Source organism: Caloramator sp. mosi_1, assembly GCF_028622835.1.
In the GTDB taxonomy this organism is placed as follows: domain Bacteria; phylum Bacillota; class Clostridia; order Clostridiales; family Caloramatoraceae; genus Thermobrachium.
Genome location: NZ_CP117677.1, coordinates 1,326,014 through 1,342,579, shown reverse-complemented (window position 1 = coordinate 1,342,579; position 16,566 = coordinate 1,326,014). Strand labels below are relative to the sequence as shown.

The window sequence follows — 16,566 nt, the reverse complement described above, 5'->3', positions numbered from 1 at the left end:
TATTTTTATATACATCAATCAATAATAAAGCAGCTCCCCTTGATTTTTTGCATTGTTTTTTATATAAGATAAATGTTCTCCTATCTCCTTAGCAGATTTATATCCTTTTAAATCTCCATCAATACACGCTATTGAAACAGATACCAAAGGAAATTCTACTTCTTTTCCCTCTCTATTAACCGATATAACATACCCATTAGTCAAATCCTTTATTGTATAAAAAGATCTAATTCTTCTATCAAACTCCCTTATTACTTGTCTACATAATCCTTCCGTATTCATTGTACCTTCATCTATTATGATCACAAAATCATCTCCACCTATATGTCCAATAAAACAACTATTATATTCTTTAGATATTTCTATCAGAATATCTGCTAACATTTTAATTACCCTATCCCCGTTTTCAAAACCATACAAATCATTAAAGGGCTTAAAATTATCTAAATCTATATATAATAATGAGCATTTTATCTTATTTTCTATAATGTTATTTAACTTTTCTTCTATAATTAAATTACCTGGAAGCCCAGTAAGAGGATTTAAATGTCTTGCGTAATTTAGCTCCAATTCCATTGCATATTCTAAAAGCTTTTTAACTGTAACTATACCATAGTATTTATTGTCCTTCACCACAATTACATAATCATATAAGTGCTCTTCTCTTCTTGACATAGCAAGTTCAGCAACTTCAGAAATAGGTAAACTATAATCTACTATAAGAGGTGACTTATTCATAATAATTTGGATAGGTCTATTTAAGTAGATTTCATTACCAAAGGGCCTTGATAGAGCAAAATTTAGCTCACTTTTCATAACTAATCCAATTGGGTAATCCTCTTTAACTATAACTACACCTTGAACTGAACTTTTATCAAAATATTCCTTAACATTCTTGCATTTTGTAGTCTCTTCAATTGGCGTATCAAATCTAACAATCTTTCCTATAGGACACGTTTTTGCATTATAGGTTAATTTTTTACTCTTTTCATTTTGTAAAAATATTAATTTATCCTTTATTTCCTGGCTTAAATCAGAAATATTTTCACTTGGTTTTGCTAAATAATAACCCTGTACAAACTCCACACCTATTTCTATTAAGAAACTTAGTTCATTTATAGTTTCAACACCCTCAGCTATAAGTTTCATATTTGTTATTTTGCTCAAAGATAATAAGTTTTTACAAAGTGCTTGTTTAAAGCTGTCTTTATCAATATCCCTTATAAGTCCCATATCCAGTTTAATAAATTGGGGTTTTGTCTCTGTTATAAGTCTGAATCCTGAATATCCTGCCCCTGTGTCATCAATAGCAATTTTATACCCCTGTTTAATATAGTGTTCTAATACCTCTCTAAAGGCTTTATAATCCTCCACCGCTGTTTTTTCTGTTATCTCAAAGATTATATTATCTGGAGAAAGGTTATAGAGCTTTAAAAATTCTGTTGTAAATCCGTCCCTGAACTTTGAATCTTTTATAATTTGTGGATCAACATTTAAAAATAGGTATTGACTGATTTTATTCCTCTTTGCCCTCTCTATTGCTAATGTCCTACATAAGTATTCTGTTTCCCATAAAAGTCCACACTGCTTTGCTGTTTCAAACAAAACGTCTGGTCTTTCAAGAATGCTTCCAATAGGCCCCCTTGATAATGCCTCATATCCAACAATCTTTGCATTTTTAACATCGATAATTGGTTGAAAGAAGGTTCTTATATCCCTTTCGTCAAGTATTTTCCTTAGTTCTTTATACTTATCCATACTACCACCCTTTTGTTTTGTTAACTTAATTTTATTTTTTATATGTAAATAGACATTTTTATCTGGGTTAAATTTCGGTTAATTGTTTTATGTTAAATTCAGGTTAATAGTGTTAAAATTTCTTCGATTTTATTGTATTAAATAATAAAACTACTTATATTTATGTTAAGAACACAAAGGGGTAACAATATGAAGTTTAAATTTTTCAAAAAGATTAAACTTAAACTACCAACATTTAAGCTAAAAAAATTAATGTTAAAAATATTAATTTAAAAAAATAAAACTAAGACCCTTAAATTTAAAAACTGTAAAAAATCAAATCATATCCATTATGCTCCTTATTTCACTTCTACCTATCCTTATATTTAGTTCAATATCAAGTTCATTTTTAATTAAAACAATAGAAAAAATTACACCAGCTCAATTGAGCAAACCTCTGAAAGACTAAATAATTTAATAAATGAAAAGCTATCATCCTTTGAAAGTTTGCTTACTCTTTTTACTGAAAACAAAACTGTTAAAACACATCTATATGATCTTAATCAAGAGGTACTTAATGATGAGTTTAAAAGAGTTATGTCTTCAAACATAAATATAAGAAATGTGTTTATTTCTAATAAAAATGGAGAAGTATATTTTTTCCCAAATGATTCATTAAATATAGATGTCTCTACTTCCTCTGAAATATATAATAAGACAATAAATAACTTTAATAATCCATACTGGAGCAAAACAGTTAAAGAAAAAATAAAAACAAAACCTCAATAGTTCTTACAAAAACAGTCTACGATAATGAAAACAATATTGCTGGAATAATTGGATTTACAATATCTTTAACAGACTTTTTAAAATCCTTTGAGGGATTTATTACCGAAAATAGTGGACAGGTATTCTTGTTAGATACAGATGGAAAAATAATTACTACAAGACAAGCTCAGTTTATTGATAAAAATATTAGTGAGCTTATTAAAGACAAAAGTACAATAAATGAAATATTATTAGGTAAAAAAGCTTAAAACAAAGTAATTTTAATGATGAAAAAGCTATATATTTTACCAAAATAATTTCAAATCTAACTGGAAAATAGTTGGTCAAATAAATAAAAAGATATATACTCAAAATCTTTGTTTATGTTTTATATAATGATTGGGGTATTTATAATTTTTACTTTTATATCCTTTGTTATTGGATATATGTTCTCAAATAAAATAAATAAGAAACTTAAGAAACTTACTAAATATATGGAATCTATAGGTCAGGGGATTTAACAATTGATGTTACAATTGACTCAAAGGATGAATTTGGGGAACTATCAAAATACTTAGATAAAATGTTACTTAATATGAAACAGCTTATTGAACAAATACAGTCTGCATCTAATATATTAATGAGCTCATCTAAGAATCTAAATGATGATGCAGTGTCACTTCTACAGGGTTCTGATATTGTAGAAATAGCAATGAAGGAGATATCAACAGGAACAGAAAACCAAAAATGGAAATAACAAACTCAATTGAAATAGCAAAAGCCTTTGTAGAAGACGCACAGCTATTAGACGAAAAAGATGTGAACTTGTTAAAGAAAGCTACAACATTGAAAACTCAAATAAGGTTGCACTTGAATCAATTAATAATCTAAAGCAAAAAATAGTCATACTATTAAATCAATGCAGGATGTTGAGAACCAAATTAATCTGCTTGTTAATCACATAAAAAATATAAATTCAGTTATAACTGTAATAAATCAAATATCCTCCCAAACCAATCTCCTTGCACTTAATGCATCCATTGAGGCAGCACGTGCAGGAGAGGCAGGAAGAAGTTTTGCTGTTGTTGCAAACGAAATAAGAAAACTTTCCGAAGAGACCAATATATCAACTAATAATATTAAGAAGATTATAGAGGATATACAAGCACTAACTGATTCAACAATCGAATATACAAAAATATAAAAGAAAACATATTAAATCAAAGTAATGCTGTAAAAACAACTGAAGACTCCTTTGATTATCTGAATACTACAGTTGAAAAAATGCTTTTTCTTTAAACAGTATGTATGACACAATTAATGAAATTACAAGCAAGAGTAGTGCACTTGAAAAAAGCATAAAAAATACTTTGGCTGTATCAGAACAATTTTTAGAAACTGCTGAAACTTCTTCTCTTCACGTTCTTAAACAAATAGAAGAAATTAAGAATATAAATCAACAAGCTGATAGCTTAATCTATCTATCTCAAAATCTTAATAATACTGTCAATAAATTTAGGGTGTAGATAATTCTACACCCTAACTACATTTTGAGTAGCCACAACTTGGGCAAATTACACATCCATCCTGATGAGTTATTTCATTACCACACTCTGGACATTTAATTTTAGTTTTATTGCTTGTATTAGCAATCAAGTCCTCTATTTCCTCTGCAGGTTTAATGTTTAAATCCTTTATTCCTCCAACCTTTTTTATATCTATTAAGGTTTCTATGGTTCTTGCAATTGCATCAGGACAGGATAGAACCTTTATATCTTTATTGTTGGCTCTTTGCCTTAATGTTGAATGACATCTTATTCCCTTAAGCTGTTCAATTATTTCCTTTACATCCATTCCACTTCTTAAGGCTATTGATATAAGTCTTGCTGTTGCCTCTGATTGTGATGGACATCCACCCGCCTTACCAACGTTTGTAAACACTTCGCATATTCCGTTATCATCATAATTAACCGTAATATAAAGATTTCCACATCCTACCCTTACCTTTTCAGTTATACCCATAGTAATTTCTGGTCGTTCTCTTGGGGTATGTTCATCTATCTTAACTTTTTATCTTTTCCTATGTTTATAACCTGCCCTTCTCTACTTCCATCTCTATATATTGTAACTCCCTTACATCCAAGCCTGTAGGCAAGAAGATATACCGTCTTTACATCCTCTACAGTTGCTGAGTTTTTGAAGTTAACAGTTTTGGATACAGCATTATCAGTATATTTTTGAAAAGCTGCCTGCATTTTTATATGCCAAATTGGTTCTATTTCGTGGGCTGTTACAAATATCTTCTTTATATCAACTGGAACTTCTTTAATACCTTCTAACGTTCCTTTATCAGCTATTTTATCTATAAGTTCCTTTGAATAAAGTCCCTTATTCTTCAAGTAATCTTCAAGTAAATAATTTACCTCAACCAGTCTTTCATTATCTAATACATTTCTCCAAAAGGCTAATGCAAAAAGAGGTTCTATACCTGATGAAACTCCTGCTAATATACTTATAGTTCCTGTGGGTGCAATTGTTGTTGTGGTGGCATTTCTTAATGGCTCTTCATCCTTATATATGCTGTTTTTAAACTCTGGGAATGCTCCCTTAATTTGGCAAGCCTTCTACTTGATTCCTTAGATTTATCATTTATAAATTTCATTACATCCTCTGCAAGTTTAACTGCCTTCTCTGAATTATAAGGTATATTAAGTTTTATTAGCATATCTGCAAAGCCCATAACTCCAAGGCCTATCTTTCTTGTACGTTTTGTCGTAGCCTCTATTTCCTTTAAAGGATACACATTAACATCAATTACATTATCTAAGAAATGAACTGCATTAAATACAGTCTCCTCTAAAAGTTCATAGTCTATCTCATACTCTTTTCCATTCCACTTAACCATATTAGCAAGATTTATTGAGCCTAAATTACAACTCTCATAGGACAGTAAAGGCTGCTCGCCGCAATTGTGTACTACAATTCCATTTGCTATAAGTGAATTTGTTACTGGTTCTATAACATCATAAACTTCGCACTCTTCCCATTCTTTAATTTCTTTAACTTTAAATTTATAATACACATTTTTACGGGAAACTTTACAAATTTGATTTAATTTCATATTCTTATCTATATGTGTAAAGCCACCTACTGCATCTTTAAATTTAACAATATCATTTCCATTTATAATTAATTCGTATAATTTATTACTTTTGTAGTTTTTTATTTCTCCATTTTTATTTTTATATTTAAATTGGACTTGATTCTTTTTAGTTCTATTATATATTTTGCTGGTTACTCCTAAATTTAAAAGAAGTAATTGTATATCTAAAAGTAAATTTTTAGAAGTAGACGTAAGTCTTATATCCCTATGATCTTCATCAATATAATTTACAGTTCCATCTGCACTAAAAATTCCATCTATAAAAGCTGCTATTGTACCTTTAGAAGCTGTAAATAAAGATTTTGGTACTCTTTTATACGGAGCCTTCTTGCCTTCTAATCCAAGCTCTATTAACTTATTAACAAAATCCTTTCTTTTGAATAATATTTGCCAAGTACCATTCTCTCTTTTATTAACTATTCCTTTTCCTCCATTATGCTTTTCAGAAATCTCCTGAATTTTTTCCATTATATACTTTTCATCCTCTGCAAAAACAATACCCACAACCTTTTTATTAAAGGTGAGCCAACCATCTCCTAATACATATCCTAATAAAAATCCAAGCTCTCTTCCTATATTATCTTCTGATACAAATACCCCTTCTCCACTTTGAACAAAAACTTCATCCTCAACTGATAAATCTTTTGCCATTTTCCAACCATTTTGAGTCATAACCCTATGTTCTGGTGTTAAAATTAAATTTTGTCCATTGCTCAACTCTATTCTTAATGTTTTTCTTAACCCAGTTTTAATTATTTTAGCACCTCTTATTTTAATACCAATACCTTCATTTAGTACTCTATTGTCCGTTAATATATCAACCTCTTTATCAGGATACTCTCTATATAATTCAGATATGGTTTTTAACCCTTCTTTTGTAGATATAAGGGTATCTCCGTGTAGACAGGGGTTAGTACTCTCTATCTCTCCTAAATCAGGTGTTGGATTAAACTTATTCATTCTGTCTATAAAAACTATACCTGGTTCTCCATTCTTCCACGCCATCTTAACTATTAAATCAAATACTTCTCTTGCATTTAGCCTTCCCTTAACTTTTTTGTATTAGGGTCTATTAACTCATATTCTTCACCCTTTATCACTGCCTCCATAAACTTTTCTGTTACTGCAACACTTATATTAAAATTATTAATAGCAGTATTATCCTCTTTGCACTTAATAAATTCTAATATATCTGGGTGATCAACACGAAGAATACCCATATTGGCACCCCTTCTCGTTCCCCCTTGCTTTACTGCCTCTGTAGCTGCATCAAATACCTTCATGAAACTAACAGGGCCTGAGGCTACACCACCTGTTGACTTTACACTTGAACCACTTGGTCTTAATCTTGAAAAACTAAATCCCGTTCCTCCACCTGATTTATGGATAAGTGCTGCATTTTTTATAGAATCAAATATGCCCTCCATTGAATCTTCTACAGGTAAAACAAAACAAGCTGAAAGCTGGCCAAGAGGCCTCCCTGCATTCATTAAGGTTGGGGAGTTTGGAAGAAAGTTTAAATTTTTCATCATTTCATAAAATGTTTGTTTAGTCTTCTCAATATCTGCATTTTCATCGTAAAATTTATCTGCTTCTGCAACTGCTTTAGCTACCCTATGTAACAGTTCATCTGGAGTTTCTATTATGTTTCCATTTTCATCCTTTGCTAAATACCTCTTTTCAAGAACTTTTATAGCATTTTTAGAAAATCCCATACACATCGCCCCTTACTATATTTAGTATTATTATACATCATTGACACTAAATATAGTATCATATCTTTGAATTTTTTAAATTTATTTTTGTCCATTAACATTAATTATCTGTTACTATCTTGTATTTATTTTAAATATTAAACTTTTATAAACACTAACGAAAAGAAAAACAGTACATCAAAAATATGTACTGTTTAAAATTTATGCTTACTAAAAACATTTAAGGATTTTGCTTCATATAAGTTTATTGCTAATATAAATATAAAAATATAACACTTCCAAATATACCATACTCTCCACCACTTATAATATCGTAACTTCCATACATTAAATTTATTACTGAATATAATTCTAAGTTTTCAGGTTCTAAGCTTAAGGAAAAATATAATTAGATGTATAAAACCATACAAAACTAAAGGCTATTGTATATATTAGGTTTTCATATTTGTAGTATATTATGTTTATAAATAGTGCAAACAAAAATGCATTTATAATAAACATAAAATTAAACCCTCTACTCAAGGAATTAAATAATGCATATATTAGAGCAAGAACGACAAAATTTATTTCTTTTTTATTGGCAACATATTAAATATATACCCTCTTAAAATTACTTCTTCAATTATTGAGTATGATAATGATATAATTATTCCTGTAAAAATTACACCTAATATGTCTTCAACATAAAGCTTATCCCATATAAAGCTATATACCGAATATTTATTGAGAAATATCAAAATAAATGTAATGATTATATTAAAACAAAACGCTGCCAACATTAAATATGCCATTTTTTTAAAATCTATATTTTTAAAGGACAGCTTTATGAATTTCAGCATATCCTTTTTAACAAATAACTTGGTATTTATAAATAAAACTAAAACAATACCAATAGAATAAACTATGTTAAAAAGATATGCATTGTTAAAATAAATTGAAAAAAGTTCAATAATAACTCTAACAAATACATCCCTAATGTATACATTAGTAGAAATCCAATTATCTTAAAAACTGAAATTATTTTTTCAAAATATCATCCCTTTCTGGAGGTTATTATGCTTAGTAAAGATTTTTATAAACAGGATACTCTAATCGTTGCTAAAGAGCTTCTTGGTAAAAACATTGTAAGAAATATTGATGGTCATAAAATGGTAGCAAGAATTGTAGAAACAGAAGCATATATAGGCCCCTTCGATAAAGCTGCACATTCATATAATAACAAAAACTCAAAGAAATGAAGTAATGTTTAAAGATGCTGGATATGCTTATATTTACTTTATATATGGTATGTACTATTGTTTTAATATTGTAACTGAAGATGAAGGTAAACCCTGTGCTGTCTTAATACGAGCTGTTGAACCTATTGAAGGTATTGATTATATGTGTCAATTAAGATACAAAAAAGCTTTGCTGAAATAAATAAAATTCAGCTAAAAAACTTAACAAACGGACCATCTAAACTATGTATTGCACTTAAGCTTGATAAGAGTTTAAATGGAATAAATCTATTTTCTGATGCTTTATATGTTGAAGATGCAGGATACAATGATTTTGATATTATTGAAACCACAAGAATAAATATTGATTATGCTGAAGAAGCCAGATTCTATCCTTGGAGATTTTATATAAAGGATAATCCTTGGGTTTCACAAAAATAGTGGCTATAAATTTAGCCACTATTTTTTAAACAAAGACTTTAGTACCTGCTTTCCACTTTCTAATCCAAGGCTTAAAAATCCTCCATTTTTCTCAAAAATATCCTCTAATGCAAATATTACTTTATCTATCTCTTCATATTCTACTATTAGTGGTGGTTCAAGCCTTATTACATTAGGATTGTTTAATGTATATGCTGTAATAATACCATACTCATTCATAAGTTTTCCTGCAACTAAAGATGCAAAATATTCCTTTGATAATTCTGATAGTTTTCCAGCAGTAATTTTATTTAATATACCCTTTGGTTCCTCAAACTCAAGCCCAATCATAAGTCCTCTTCCTCTGACATCCTTTATTACTGGATATTTTGCCTTAAGTTCAAGTAACTTCTTTATAAAATAATCTCCCTTTTCCCGTGCCTGTCTATCAAGATTGTTCTCAACCAAATATTCAATGGTAGCTATTCCTGCCGCACAGGCTAAAGTATTTCCTCCAAAGGTTGATGTGTGTAAAAACGCCTTATCCACAGAACCATAGGCCTTCTTCCATATATCTTCCTTTGCTATGTATCCTCCAATTGGCATTATTCCTCCACCGATGGATTTTGCAAAGCAAACTATATCTGGAACTATTTCATCTGCCTGGTATGCAAACATATATCCTGTTCTTCCAAAACCTGTTTGTATTTCATCAACAATTAAATATGCACCGTATTTATCACATATTTCTCTAACTCTTCTTAAATATCCTGAAGGTGGAACATTTATTCCTCCTTCTCCCTGAATAGGTTCTACAATGAAGGCTGCAAAGCCTCCCATCTTAAGTAAATCCTCAAGAGCCTTATCATCACCATAGGGAACAGGATAACAATCTGGAACTAATGGCTTAAAGGGATTTTGATACTTTTCCCTTCCTGTTACAGAAAGTGCTCCCATTGATTTACCGTGGAAGGAGTTTTGGCAGTATGCTATTTTACTTTTACCACTTGCAATCTTTGCTATTTTTAGTGCCCCTTCAACTGCTTCTGCTCCACTATTTGCAAAGAATGTCCTCTTTAAATTTCCACCAGTTAAAAGAGAAAGATTTTTAGCAAGTGCACCAGCAAAATTATATATTGATGCCTGTAATATATTTGGTAACCCTACGGCCTTTTTAATCTGATCTAAAACATATTCATTATTATGACCTACATTAAGTGCACCATACCCACCTAAAAATCTATATATTCTTTCCCGTCTTCATCATAAACCTTAGTACCCTTTGCCTTTATAAAGTGTTTATCGAAATCTAAAAGACCTAAAAGCTGTACCGCAGCAGAATTAACATATTCCTTGTAATTCTCTCTTACATCATTTCTTTTAAGATTTAAAGCATCATCAACTGTAATATAATCTCTGTAGTATTCTTTTACCTTCATACTATCCCCCTAATCTCTTTGGTAGCTAACAACATAAGTTAGCTCATTCAAATTATATATACCGTCGTGTGATGTACCATTTTTATGAAGAGACATTTCCCCTGGTCTTGTAACAATGCTAACACCACATAATGTAACTTGCTCAATAAATTCAAAATCATCTCCACAATATCCCATTGTTTGAAGATATCCCTTTAAATTGTTGTTGATATAATCTATTACCTCCTTTTTATTGTAATACGGACAAACATAGATAAATCTACCAAGACACATATCTATCTCTCTTTCTTTTGGTAAACTGTTAGAGTAGACTATTGTAAAGTCTGAATTTTTGCTGCAAATAAGTTTAAAATCAGGATTATCTATGTTATTTAAAAATAAATGTTGTCTATCTTGAAGAGTTTTTATAGAAGAAAAATAATCATAGTATCCCTTGGGCAATACTTGTATAATTTCCTCTAAGCAATTCCTAAAGAAATAAAGAAATTTTTCTTTATTAACTTCTGAGTTTAAGAAAACAATTCTTGGAGATAGACAGGCCTTTTGTTCCCACAGTGACATATCAAGTGCTATACCTTTTATATCATCAATACTTGGCTCTTTGTCTATAACTTCAAAACTCACTTTAGGTCCGTGTTCTATAAAGTGAACAGAATGTTTTGCACACAAACTTGCCATATAATCCCTTGATGTTTTTCCTCCCCAGTGAACAACACAATCAGAGTTTGAAACTATATAATCATATATTTCACTTGAGGAACTATCAAAGTAGACTATAGATAGCCTATCTTTAATTGACTCATCTATCTCCATTAAACTCTTGTAAAAGACACACGCAAAATAAGGTTCATCCTTTGATACCTTTACTAAATTTACATTCTTGGATATAAGCCCCATAGCAATACTAACAGGTATTACAATAAAGGCATTACCTGAGACATTATGAAATACTAGTCCCCTCGGCTGTCTATGCACAAAACCATAGTATGTTGGTACCCAGGTGTCTAAAATATCCTCACTTTTAAGTTCTTCCTCTATAAGCTTTTTAGTATTTTCCTTCAACAGCCCCAGCATAGCATTTTCAAGTTCAAATAAAACCATCTCTTCACTTTGATTTGTTATCTTTGCTATATGCTCTACGTGTTTCTTAGAATAGTTTCGATCCAACCATTTTTTGCACATAAATCAAGAATCTCGAGAATTTCCTCTGTTGACGTATTATGTGCTATTTGTTTGTTATTCTTAAGTCTCAAAATTTCCGATTTTATATCTGAGATATCGTATTCAACAACATCAATAACACACCCATTATAGTCTCTTTTAATTACCTCCAACCCCATCACCTCCTAAAGTAGCACCACAGCCCTTTGCCTCTGTTCCCTTAACTCTACCTATTAGCTTAATAACCATTCCCCTATAACCACATTCGGGGCATTGTGTATATGATACTACTTCTCCTATATCATCAACAAGTATGCTTGCACCAGCAAAAGCAGATGTTCCATAGGCATTTAACACCTGTATAAAACCTCTTTGGCCTTCTTTAACAGGTTTTAATGTCTTTATATCTCTTACTATAACGTGCGCAAACTCTGGAACGTGAAATAAATAATCCCTATGCTCTCTACTATAGTGGCCAGTCATTGTAAAACTGTTTTCAGTAAAGGAATATGTATCTGTAAAATTTTCCTGAGGTATACCTAAGAAATTAGATACTTCCTCTACAAACCTCCATCTTTCTATTGTTGCACCTATATTTATGTTTCCTTTTCTTCCATCCCATCCGCCACCACCTGTATGAACTGTTGCTCCATCTCCAAGTTCAACAGGCTTCATTTTGTCCTTTAGGCTCAAAACTGTTTTAAAGAACAAAGGGGTAGAACCTCCCAATGCTGCACGATGATTCTTACCATTATGTTCCTTTATATATTCTATAAAGGGTTGTATATCTAATGTCATTTTACCATCCTGTAACTTAAGCAGAAAAATTGTTGATTCTAAATAGGTATAGATATCTACTATATTTCCTAAGTAGGATTCGCATACCTTATTTAAGAAGTTTCCTCTATTAAAGGCCTTCATTTCTTCTGCCCTTGGGAAAAAGTACACTCATAATCTCTGTCTTTTCTATGTCTTATTTCATCTTCTAAAACAAACCTTCTTAAAGTTTCTATATCTTCACTACTCCTACCAACTATACTTGGATCTCCACTTGTGCTACTTGATACAGTCCATTTATATACGTCATCTACCCCCACCCTTAATAGTTTTGTAAATAACCCATAAGATTTTTTAAAAGATGTAGTCATAATAAAAGGTACATATTCTAAATCATATTCGGATTTTAAATCACTAAAAGGATTAAACCCTTCTCTTTTGCACAACTCTTTATATGCAATACATTCTTCGTATTGACCTTCAAGGTTTCTTTTAAAATCATTAAAGAAATCCATTTAATCCCCCAAGGAAAATTGTGCACATTTTGTGCATATTCTTATTATAACAATATAATCAAATTATTTCAATTATGTATAAAATATTCCAAAATATTTTTTAACATATATTAACATATTTAAAAAATAAAGTTTATGATGATTTTCATAGAGAATGTACTTTATAAAAATACCTTGGATTTTTGATAAGCTGACAAGTTGTTTTAATTATAGAGATGTTGCTTGAAGCATCAGCAAGTCTTTTCTATAGACTTATAAATAAAGAAAAGCCAACAAATCCTGAAAGGGGCCTATTAGGTAATAAAAGAAGAACTAAAAAGAGGTTGCGATTGCAACCTCCTACATTCAAAGTGGCTCCACGGAGAGGACTCGAACCTCCAGCCCTTCGGTTAACAGCCGAATGCTCCACCATTGAGCTACCGTGGAATATTTTATTTTATCCAGCAACGACCTACTCTCCCACACCGAATTGGTGCAGTACCATCGGCCCTGCGGTTAAATACCGTGTTCGGAATGGGAACGGGTGTTTCCTCCGCGGCATTGTCACCGGATTAGTTCTTTCAAAACTGCACAGCCTATATGATCAAGCCCTCGACCTATTAGTACCAGTCAGCTAAACGCCTCACGACGCTTACACCTCTGGCCTATCAACCTGATGTTCTTTCAGGGGTCTTACTAGCTTAACGCTATGGGAAATCTCATCTTGAGGTGGGCTTCGCGCTTAGATGCCTTCAGCGCTTATCCCTTCCGAACTTGGCTACCCAGCTGTGCCACTGGCGTGACAACTGGTGCACCAGAGGTTCGTCCATCCCGGTCCTCTCGTACTAAGGACAGCTCCTCTCAAATTTCCTACGCCCGCGACGGATAGGGACCGAACTGTCTCACGACGTTCTGAACCCAGCTCGCGTGCCGCTTTAATGGGCGAACAGCCCAACCCTTGGGACCTACTTCAGCCCCAGGATGCGACGAGCCGACATCGAGGTGCCAAACCTCCCCGTCGATGTGGACTCTTGGGGAGATCAGCCTGTTATCCCCGAGGTAGCTTTTATCCGTTGAGCGATGGCCCTTCCACTCGGTACCACCGGATCACTAAGCCCGACTTTCGTCACTGCTCGACTTGTCAGTCTCACAGTTAGGCTCCCTTCTGCCTTTGCACTCTACGCGCGATTTCCAACCGCACTGAGGGAACCTTTGGGCGCCTCCGTTACTCTTTAGGAGGCGACCGCCCCAGTCAAACTGCCCGCCTAACAATGTCCCGTGACCAGATTCATGGCCTCCGGTTAGAGCTTCAGTATCATCAGGGTGGTATCCCAACGTCGGCTCCATAGCGCCTAGCGACGCTACTTCTCTGCCTCCCACCTATCCTGTACAGACAATACCGAAACTCAATGCTAAGCTGCAGTAAAGCTCTACGGGGTCTTTCCGTCCAATCGCGGGTAACAAGCATCTTCACTTGTACTACAATTTCGCCGGGTCCCTTGTTGAGACAGCGCCCAGGTCGTTACGCCATTCGTGCGGGTCGGAACTTACCCGACAAGGAATTTCGCTACCTTAGGACCGTTATAGTTACGGCCGCCGTTTACTGGGGCTTCGGTTCAAAGCTTCGCTTGCGCTAACCTTTCCCCTTAACCTTCCAGCACCGGGCAGGCGTCAGCCCCTATACATCGTCTTTCGACTTAGCAGAGACCTGTGTTTTTGCTAAACAGTCGCCTGGGCCTATTCTCTGCGGCCTACCTTGCGGTAGGCACCCCTTCTCCCGAAGTTACGGGGTCAATTTGCCGAGTTCCTTAACAAGGGTTCTCCCGCTCGCCTTAGGATTCTCTCCTCACCTACCTGTGTCGGTTTGCGGTACGGGCACCAGCATCCTCGATAGAGGCTTTTCTCGGCAGTGTGAAATCAGCTGCTTCGTCTTACGACTCCCCATCAACACTCAGCTTATCCTCCCGGATTTGCCTGGGAGGCACGCCTTGTGCCTTGGACACACATATCCATCAGTGTGCTCAGCCTATCCTCCTGCGTCACCCCATCTCTCAAACGGCTACTGGTGGTATCGGAATATCAACCGATTGTCCATCACCTACGCCTTTCGGCCTCGGCTTAGGTCCCGACTAACCCTCAGCGGACGAGCCTTCCTGAGGAAACCTTAGGTTTTCGGCGAATAGGATTCTCACCTATTTCTCGCTACTTATGCCAGCATTCTCACTTCTTAGCAGTCCACCAGTCCTTCCGGTCTGACTTCTACCCGCTAAGAAAGCTCCCTACCACCCGGTAGCGTTACTATCGCCTATATGGTATGCTTTCGCTTTAAAGCATCTGATGCTGCTCCTTCGCTTCGCTGCGTAGCAGCATGAGATGTCCTCTCTCACTTTTTCCATTTTCACATATAAGCATTAGTAACGCTACCGAATCCATAGCTTCGGTGGTATGTTTGAGCCCCGGACATCTTCGGCGCAGGACCTCTCGACCAGTGAGCTATTACGCACTCTTTAAATGAATGGCTGCTTCTAAGCCAACATCCTGGTTGTCTTGGAAATCCCACATCCTTTTCCACTTAACATACACTTTGGGACCTTAGCTGATGGTCTGGGCTGTTTCCCTTTGACCACGGATCTTATCACTCGTAGTCTGACTCCCGGGCATCAAGATCATGGCATTCGGAGTTTGATAAGGTTCGGTAACCTAGACGGCCCCTAGCCCATTCAGTGCTCTACCTCCACGTCTCTAACCCGAGGCTAGCCCTAAAGCTATTTCGGGGAGAACCAGCTATCTCCGAGTTCGATTGGAATTTCTCCGCTATCCACAGCTCATCCCATGGTTTTTCAACACCAACGTGGTTCGGGCCTCCAGTGAGTTTTACCTCACCTTCACCCTGTCCATGGATAGGTCACCCGGTTTCGGGTCTACGGCATGCAACTTTTCGCCCTTTTCAGACTCGGTTTCCCTACGGCTTCACACCTTAAGTGCTTAACCTCGCTACATACCGTAACTCGCTGGCTCGTTCTACAAAAGCACGCCGTCAGGCGAATCGGGCCCCAACAAAACAAGTTTTGTTGGGTGGTTACTGCCCTCCGACTGCTTGTAGGCACACGGTTTCAGGTTCTATTTCACTCCCTCCCGGGGTTCTTTTCACCTTTCCCTCACGGTACTATACGCTATCGGTCACCAGGTAGTATTTAGCCTTGGGAGGTGGTCCTCCCTGCTTCCCACAGGGTTTCACGTGTCCCGTGGTACTCTGGATCAGGTCTAGCTTAAATTCTCTTTCGCCTACAGGGCTATTACCTTCTGTGGCCGGCCTTTCCAGGCCTCTTCGACTAGAGATTTTAAACCGTTATGACCTGTCCGCAACCCCAGAGTTTCCTCTGGTTTGGGCTCTTCCCTTTCGCTCGCCGCTACTTAGGGAATCGATTATTCTTTCTCTTCCTCCGGGTACTTAGATGTTTCAGTTCCCCGGGTGTGCCCTCCTTAACCTATGGATTCAGTTAAGGATACCTAGTGTTTACTAGGTGGGTTCCCCCATTCGGACATCTGCGGATCACAGCCTGTTTGCGGCTACCCGCAGCTTTTCGCAGCTTACCACGTCCTTCTTCGGCTCCTGGTGCCAAGGCATCCACCATGCGCCCTTTGTAGCTTGATCTTACAAAGAACTTGTTACCT

The 16,566-nt window shown here is 34.8% G+C and carries 14 protein-coding genes, 1 tRNA gene, 2 rRNA genes and 3 pseudogenes; 8 read left to right on the top strand and 12 right to left on the bottom strand.

What is annotated here, in order from left to right:
* Positions 1–18 precede the first annotated feature (18 nt).
* Positions 19–1,758 carry a GGDEF domain-containing protein gene (locus PL321_RS09550; protein WP_273964291.1) on the bottom strand — a complete coding sequence of 580 codons (1,740 nt, stop codon included), beginning with the start codon at positions 1,756–1,758 and terminating at the stop codon, positions 19–21.
* 486 nt (positions 1,759–2,244) lie between these two features.
* Here PL321_RS09550 and PL321_RS09545 point away from each other — a divergent pair, with 486 nt between their 5' ends.
* From PL321_RS09545 to PL321_RS09520, 7 genes and pseudogenes are all read left to right on the top strand, one after another.
* Entirely contained in the window at positions 2,245–2,526 is a 282-nt protein-coding gene (locus PL321_RS09545) for a hypothetical protein (RefSeq protein WP_273964290.1), read from the top strand.
* A gap of 125 nt (positions 2,527–2,651) precedes the next feature.
* A complete protein-coding gene (locus PL321_RS09540; RefSeq protein ID WP_273964289.1) occupies positions 2,652–2,774 on the top strand; it encodes a hypothetical protein in 123 nt (40 codons plus the stop codon).
* A 221-nt stretch (positions 2,775–2,995) separates the two neighbouring features.
* A pseudogene (locus tag PL321_RS21295) lies at positions 2,996–3,094 on the top strand (HAMP domain-containing protein); the annotation flags it as partial.
* 6 nt (positions 3,095–3,100) lie between these two features.
* Positions 3,101–3,262: a hypothetical protein gene (locus PL321_RS09535; protein ID WP_273964288.1), complete on the top strand. Its 162-nt coding sequence runs from the start codon at positions 3,101–3,103 to the stop codon at positions 3,260–3,262.
* A complete protein-coding gene (locus PL321_RS09530) occupies positions 3,253–3,396 on the top strand; it encodes a hypothetical protein (protein WP_273964287.1) in 144 nt (47 codons plus the stop codon). Before PL321_RS09535 ends, PL321_RS09530 begins: the two co-directional genes overlap by 10 nt.
* 28 nt (positions 3,397–3,424) lie before the next feature.
* Positions 3,425–3,709, top strand: a complete 285-nt coding sequence (locus PL321_RS09525) for a methyl-accepting chemotaxis protein (protein ID WP_443110705.1) — start codon at positions 3,425–3,427, stop codon at positions 3,707–3,709.
* Positions 3,710–3,809: 100 nt separating this feature from the next.
* Positions 3,810–4,031 carry a hypothetical protein gene (locus PL321_RS09520; protein ID WP_273964286.1) on the top strand — a complete coding sequence of 74 codons (222 nt, stop codon included), beginning with the start codon at positions 3,810–3,812 and terminating at the stop codon, positions 4,029–4,031.
* A gap of 13 nt (positions 4,032–4,044) precedes the next feature.
* Here PL321_RS09520 and PL321_RS09515 read toward each other — a convergent pair.
* A pseudogene (locus PL321_RS09515) lies at positions 4,045–7,383 on the bottom strand (ribonucleotide reductase N-terminal alpha domain-containing protein).
* Between the two features lie 563 nt (positions 7,384–7,946).
* Positions 7,947–8,222 (bottom strand): hypothetical protein, encoded by a 276-nt coding sequence (locus tag PL321_RS09510; RefSeq protein WP_273964285.1) that lies wholly within the window; start codon positions 8,220–8,222, stop codon positions 7,947–7,949.
* A gap of 213 nt (positions 8,223–8,435) precedes the next feature.
* Between PL321_RS09510 and PL321_RS09505 the strand changes: the two are divergent.
* Positions 8,436–9,041, top strand: a pseudogene (locus PL321_RS09505) (DNA-3-methyladenine glycosylase).
* Between the two features lie 18 nt (positions 9,042–9,059).
* Here the strand turns inward: PL321_RS09505 and PL321_RS09500 are convergent.
* The 9 genes from PL321_RS09500 to PL321_RS09465 all read right to left on the bottom strand — a co-directional run bounded on the left by PL321_RS09500 (position 9,060) and on the right by PL321_RS09465 (position 16,546).
* Positions 9,060–10,268 carry an aspartate aminotransferase family protein gene (locus PL321_RS09500; RefSeq protein WP_337961145.1) on the bottom strand — a complete coding sequence of 403 codons (1,209 nt, stop codon included), beginning with the start codon at positions 10,266–10,268 and terminating at the stop codon, positions 9,060–9,062.
* The gene (locus PL321_RS19920) at positions 10,253–10,459 is read right to left on the bottom strand and encodes a hypothetical protein (protein WP_337961008.1); all 207 of its coding nucleotides are present in this window, start codon (positions 10,457–10,459) and stop codon (positions 10,253–10,255) included. The genes PL321_RS09500 and PL321_RS19920 overlap by 16 nt, the downstream gene beginning before the upstream one ends.
* Positions 10,460–10,468: 9 nt before the next feature.
* The gene (locus PL321_RS09495; RefSeq protein WP_273964284.1) at positions 10,469–11,626 is read right to left on the bottom strand and encodes an acyl-CoA reductase; all 1,158 of its coding nucleotides are present in this window, start codon (positions 11,624–11,626) and stop codon (positions 10,469–10,471) included.
* Positions 11,596–11,793 (bottom strand): hypothetical protein, encoded by a 198-nt coding sequence (locus PL321_RS09490; RefSeq protein WP_273964283.1) that lies wholly within the window; start codon positions 11,791–11,793, stop codon positions 11,596–11,598. Before PL321_RS09490 ends, PL321_RS09495 begins: the two co-directional genes overlap by 31 nt.
* Positions 11,780–12,541: a LuxE/PaaK family acyltransferase gene (locus PL321_RS09485; protein WP_273964282.1), complete on the bottom strand. Its 762-nt coding sequence runs from the start codon at positions 12,539–12,541 to the stop codon at positions 11,780–11,782. The genes PL321_RS09490 and PL321_RS09485 overlap by 14 nt, the downstream gene beginning before the upstream one ends.
* Positions 12,538–12,912, bottom strand: a complete 375-nt coding sequence (locus tag PL321_RS09480) for a hypothetical protein (RefSeq protein ID WP_273964281.1) — start codon at positions 12,910–12,912, stop codon at positions 12,538–12,540. The genes PL321_RS09485 and PL321_RS09480 overlap by 4 nt, the downstream gene beginning before the upstream one ends.
* 351 nt (positions 12,913–13,263) lie before the next feature.
* Positions 13,264–13,338 (bottom strand) — tRNA-Asn (locus tag PL321_RS09475).
* A 12-nt stretch (positions 13,339–13,350) separates the two neighbouring features.
* Positions 13,351–13,463: ribosomal RNA gene (rrf, locus tag PL321_RS09470) — 5S ribosomal RNA — on the bottom strand.
* A 28-nt stretch (positions 13,464–13,491) separates the two neighbouring features.
* Positions 13,492–16,546 (bottom strand): 23S ribosomal RNA (locus PL321_RS09465).
* Positions 16,547–16,566: the final 20 nt, after the last annotated feature.

Excerpts from the sequence above, each read along its gene's own strand:
- PL321_RS09510 (WP_273964285.1), bottom strand. The coding sequence starts at position 8,222 with ATGCTGAAATTCATAAAGCTGTCCTTTAAAAATATAGATTTTAAAAAA.
- PL321_RS09530 (WP_273964287.1), top strand. The coding sequence starts at position 3,253 with ATGGAAATAACAAACTCAATTGAAATAGCAAAAGCCTTTGTAGAAGAC.
- PL321_RS09525 (WP_443110705.1), top strand. The coding sequence starts at position 3,425 with ATGCAGGATGTTGAGAACCAAATTAATCTGCTTGTTAATCACATAAAA.
- PL321_RS09485 (WP_273964282.1), bottom strand. The coding sequence starts at position 12,541 with ATGAAGGCCTTTAATAGAGGAAACTTCTTAAATAAGGTATGCGAATCC.
- PL321_RS19920 (WP_337961008.1), bottom strand. The coding sequence starts at position 10,459 with ATGAAGGTAAAAGAATACTACAGAGATTATATTACAGTTGATGATGCT.
- PL321_RS09520 (WP_273964286.1), top strand. The coding sequence starts at position 3,810 with ATGTATGACACAATTAATGAAATTACAAGCAAGAGTAGTGCACTTGAA.
- PL321_RS09550 (WP_273964291.1), bottom strand. The coding sequence starts at position 1,758 with ATGGATAAGTATAAAGAACTAAGGAAAATACTTGACGAAAGGGATATA.
- PL321_RS09480 (WP_273964281.1), bottom strand. The coding sequence starts at position 12,912 with ATGGATTTCTTTAATGATTTTAAAAGAAACCTTGAAGGTCAATACGAA.
- PL321_RS09535 (WP_273964288.1), top strand. The coding sequence starts at position 3,101 with ATGAAACAGCTTATTGAACAAATACAGTCTGCATCTAATATATTAATG.